This window comes from Methylobacterium sp. J-026, assembly GCF_022829585.1.
Taxonomy (GTDB): Bacteria; Pseudomonadota; Alphaproteobacteria; order Rhizobiales; family Beijerinckiaceae; genus Methylobacterium.
Window position 1 is genome coordinate 1 of sequence record NZ_JAKSYC010000031.1, and the last position, 4,266, is coordinate 4,266.

At 69.5% G+C, this 4,266-nt stretch carries 4 protein-coding genes; 3 read left to right on the forward strand and 1 reads right to left on the reverse strand.

Annotation, left to right across the window (positions count from 1 at the left end):
- Positions 1–1,333: MCP four helix bundle domain-containing protein (locus tag MKK69_RS01180; protein WP_243964839.1), on the reverse strand; the 1,333-nt coding region annotated here is incomplete at its 3' end.
- Between the two features lie 405 nt (positions 1,334–1,738).
- Between MKK69_RS01180 and MKK69_RS01185 the strand changes: the two genes are divergently transcribed.
- The 3 genes from MKK69_RS01185 to MKK69_RS01195 form a co-directional block, all read left to right on the forward strand.
- A complete protein-coding gene (locus tag MKK69_RS01185) occupies positions 1,739–2,509 on the forward strand; it encodes an ABC transporter ATP-binding protein (protein ID WP_243964840.1) in 771 nt (256 codons plus the stop codon).
- Complete coding sequence (locus MKK69_RS01190) at positions 2,502–3,443, forward strand: ABC transporter permease (protein WP_243964841.1); 942 nt, start codon at positions 2,502–2,504, stop codon at positions 3,441–3,443. The genes MKK69_RS01185 and MKK69_RS01190 overlap by 8 nt, the downstream gene beginning before the upstream one ends.
- Positions 3,444–3,880: 437 nt before the next feature.
- The coding region (locus tag MKK69_RS01195) for a MucR family transcriptional regulator (protein WP_243964842.1) at positions 3,881–4,266 on the forward strand (386 nt) is incomplete at its 3' end.

Consider the following 4,266-nt stretch of genomic DNA (forward strand, 5'->3'; position numbering starts at 1 on the left):
CGATCCCTTTACCGCCCAGTCGAACCTGTTTCACCCCCAGCAGAAGCACCCTGGCAGCCCGCGATCCGCAACGCCGGATGCGCGCCCCCGTCCCCGAACGGTAGCGGGGCAAGGTGCTTCTGGTGGAGGCGCCGGGTACCGGGTCGCCGATCCGGCTGACCGCGCTGTTCAGCTCCTGCACCAGGGCGCCGGTCTGGTCGGCCTCGCCGACCGCCGCCTGGGCGAGCCGGGTCGAGCCGTCCACCTGCCGGCCGATCTCCTGGACGGAGGAGCCGAGCTCCTCGGCCGCCGCCGCGACCGTGTTGACGTTGCTGGAGGCCTCCTCGGCGGCGGCGGCCACGGCGATGGACTGGGCGGAGGTCTGGCTGGCCATGGACGACATCGCCCCGGCCGTGGCCTGCAATTCGGTGGCGGAGGCCGAGACCTGCCCGACGATGCCGCCGACCGCGGCCTCGAACTGGTCCGCCATCTGCTGCATGCCGGCGCGGCGCTGCGCCTCGGCCGAGGCGCGGGCGAGGGCCGTTTCGGCCTCCAGCGCGCGGCTGCGGAGCAGGTTGTCCTTGAACACCTGCACGGCGGCCGCCATCGCGCCGACCTCGTCGCGGCGATCCCGGAACGGCACCTCCGCCCCGGCGTCGCCGCCGGCCAGGACCGCCATCGCCGCGGTCATCCGCTGGATCGGCCGCGAGATCCGCAGGAACCCGAAGACGGAGGCGGCCAGCGCCGCCGCGACGGCGAGGAGCACCGCCGCCTCGGTGGCGAGGACGGCCGAATCCGCCAAGGTCAGGGCGGTCTCGGCCTCCTGCTGCGCGGAACGACTGTTCAGGTCCGCATCGCGCGCCAGGGTTTCGCCCATCCGGGTGTAGAGTGCGAGCTCGTCCCGGCTGCCGATCAGGGCCAGGCCTTCCGAGGCCCGGCCGGCCGAGACCAGCCGCGCGGCCTCGCTCCCGGAGGCCTCATAGGCGGTCCAGAGCGTGGCGAACCCGTCGTAGAGCGCCTGTTCCTCCGGGGAGGCGATCATCGGCTCGTAGATCTTCCGGTCCGCCGCGACCTTGGCGCGGGCAGCGGCATACTGCGCCGCGTTGGCCGCGTGCTGCTCCGGCGTGTCGGACAGGGAGACCAGGCGGAACTGCTTGATGCGGACGTCGGCGACGTCGGTCCGGATCGCGTCGAGGATCACCACGGAGGGCAGCCAGTTCGTGGCGACCTCATGGACCGCGTGCCGGATGTCTCTGAGCTTGATCAGGGACAGCGCGCCCTGCCCGGCGGCGATGAGGGCGAAGCAGCCGAAAGCGCCCATCAACGCGGCCTTGATGGAAAGAGGCAACCGCATTTGGACAGCTCCGGAGGCCAGGGACACGACCGGCCAAGTAAATGACCGGCCCATATCTCATCGCCGCGTCTTGTTTCGGTGCGGTTAAGAAAATCACCGAGGCGAATCCTCAATTCACACGATTCCGCGAGCCTCGGATCTGACCATTCAGCGATCGAGATCTGTATTAGACTGCTTATGCAGATATTTATATTCGCAGAACATCTCAGCCGGAACCATCGTATTGTGGCACCGATATCCCCATACGCACTTGTATAGCCAATCGTCGGAAGGACTTAAATCCTGAAGCGCCGCCCAGAGGGTTCTTTACAGCCGCCCTGCGGCGGCCCTACACTTTCCCGTGAAGTCCGGACCATCTCCGGGCCGTCGGCGAACGCGGCCCAAGCCGCGGCGCGGGGAGGATGGATGGATACGGGTCAGCCTCTGCTGGAGGTGGACGGCGTCACGCTCCGGTACAAGACGCCGGCGCATCTGGTGACGGCGACCTACCGGGTGAGCTTGCGGGTCTGGCCGGGGGACCGGTTCGTGCTGCTCGGCCCGTCGGGCTGCGGGAAGTCGACGCTGCTGAAGGCGGTGGGCGGCTACATGGCCCCGACCGAGGGGGAGATCCGCCTGAAGGGCCGGCCCGTGACCCAGCCGGGGCCGGACCGGATGATGGTGTTCCAGGAGTTCGACCAGCTCCTGCCCTGGAAGACGGTCCGCCAGAACGTGGTCTTCGCCCTGGAGGCCTCGGGCCGGCTCAAGGGCCGGGCGGCGCGCGAGCGGGCGGACCTGTACATCGACAAGGTCAACCTGACGCGGTTCGCCGACAGCTACCCGCACACGCTCTCGGGGGGCATGAAGCAGCGGGTGGCCATCGCCCGCGGCATGGCCATGGAGCCCGACATCCTGCTGATGGACGAGCCGTTCGCGGCGCTCGACGCGCTGACGCGCCGGCGCATGCAGGACGAGCTGCTGATGCTCTGGGAGGAGACGCGCTTCACGGTCCTGTTCGTCACCCACTCGATCCCCGAGGCGATCAAGGTCGGCACGCGCATCCTGCTGCTCTCGCCCCATCCGGGCGAGGTCAAGGCCGAACTCGACAGCGCCGCCACGCCGGAGGCGGCGCTGCGCCTGGAGAGCCGCATCCAGCAGATGCTGTTCGCGGAAGAGATCCGGGAGGCCGAGAATGTCTAGCGCCCCAGCCCTGACCGACAGCCCCACGCGCGGCCACCCGCCGGTCGGCGCGTCCCGTGCGGAAGCCCCGCCGGGCCGCCCGGAGATCGTCCACGACACCGGCCGGGCCCGGGACGCGGCGGCCGCTCCGGTGGTGGAGAAGCCGCTGTCGGTGGCCGAGCGGCTCTACAACCAGGCCTGGCTGCGCAAGCTCGTGATCCTGCTGGTGCTGGCCGGGCTCTGGGAGGCCTACGGGCGCTACCTCGACAACGACCTGCTGTTCCCGACCTTCTCGGACACCGTGGCGGCCTTCGCCCGCGGGATCGCCGACGGCACGCTGCCGGCCCGGGCCTGGGCCTCGCTGAAGGTGCTGCTGATGGGCTACGCCGCCGGGGTCGGGCTGGCGAGCCTGCTCACCGGCGTGGCCATCGCCTCGCGGGTGGGCACGGACGTACTCGAGACGCTGACCGCGATGTTCAACCCGCTGCCGGCGATCGCGCTCCTGCCGCTGGCGCTGATCTGGTTCGGCCTGGGCAACGGCAGCCTGATCTTCGTGCTGGTCCACTCGGTGACCTGGGCGATCGCGCTCAACACCCATTCGGGCTTCCTGTCGGTGAGCCGCACCCTGACCATGGTCGGGCGCAATTACGGCCTGTCGGGCCCGCGCCTGATCGGCCAGATCCTGATCCCGGCCGCCTTCCCGGCGATCCTGACCGGCCTGAAGGTCGGCTGGGCGTTCGCGTGGCGGACCCTGATCGCGGCCGAGCTGGTGTTCGGGGTGTCGTCGGGCTCGGGGGGCCTGGGCTGGTTCATCTTCGAGAACAAGAACATGCTCGACATCCCCAACGTCTTCGCCGGCCTGCTCACCGTCATCCTGATCGGCCTCGTCGTCGAGAACCTCATCTTCCAGACCATCGAGCGCCGCACCATCCAGCGCTGGGGCATGCAGACCTGACACCGTCGGCCGGGCTTGGCGGCGATCCCTCGGCTCCGGGCGGTGATCCTCCGCATCCTGCGCGCCCGGGGAACCGATCCGACGCGGCGCGCATCCCGGCGCGGCCGCCCTCCGCACCGACCGGCCGCTGATTCGCCGCACCGGCCCGCCTTCCTGCGACCGGCGCGCGCCACCGGCAATCCCCGCGCTTCCGGCATCGATCAGCGCGGCGCGTGGCGCGGTATTGACTGCACCTTGTACCCTGTGAACCCTGTAAACCTCGGCGAACCGGCGCTCGTGTGCAGGTGAACGGCCCCGTCCGGAGCCGATCCTCGGCCAGTCTGCATCAAAATGCGCTTTTCAGACGCGACGCGCTGCGAAAACCATCTTGACACCTGGATGGTTTTTGCTTTGGAACCGACGACGTCATCCTCGAAAGCTTTGAGTGGACTCGCCCAGTGCCCGAAAAAAATCCAGAGCGCGCCCTCGAGCGCGTCAAGCTGGCGGCAGAGATCGTCGCTGCCTACGTCGCGAACAACTCCGTCCCCCCGGCCGCCCTGCCGGAGCTGATGGCGGGCGTCCATTCGGCGCTGAACAATCTGGATGGGACGCCCCCGGTCGAGGCCGCGCCGCCGGTCGAGCAGCCGACGCCGGCGCAGATCCGCAAGTCGGTCCAGCAGGACGGTATCGTCAGCTTCATCGACGGCCGGTCCTACAAGACCCTGAAGCGGCACCTCACCGCCCACGGCCTGTCGCCGGATCAGTATCGCGAGCGCTACGGCCTACCGGAGGATTACCCGATGACGGCCCCGGGCTACGCCGCGCAACGCTCGGCGCTCGCCAA

Excerpts from the sequence above, each read along its gene's own strand:
- MKK69_RS01185 (WP_243964840.1), top strand. The coding sequence starts at position 1,739 with ATGGATACGGGTCAGCCTCTGCTGGAGGTGGACGGCGTCACGCTCCGG.
- MKK69_RS01190 (WP_243964841.1), top strand. The coding sequence starts at position 2,502 with ATGTCTAGCGCCCCAGCCCTGACCGACAGCCCCACGCGCGGCCACCCG.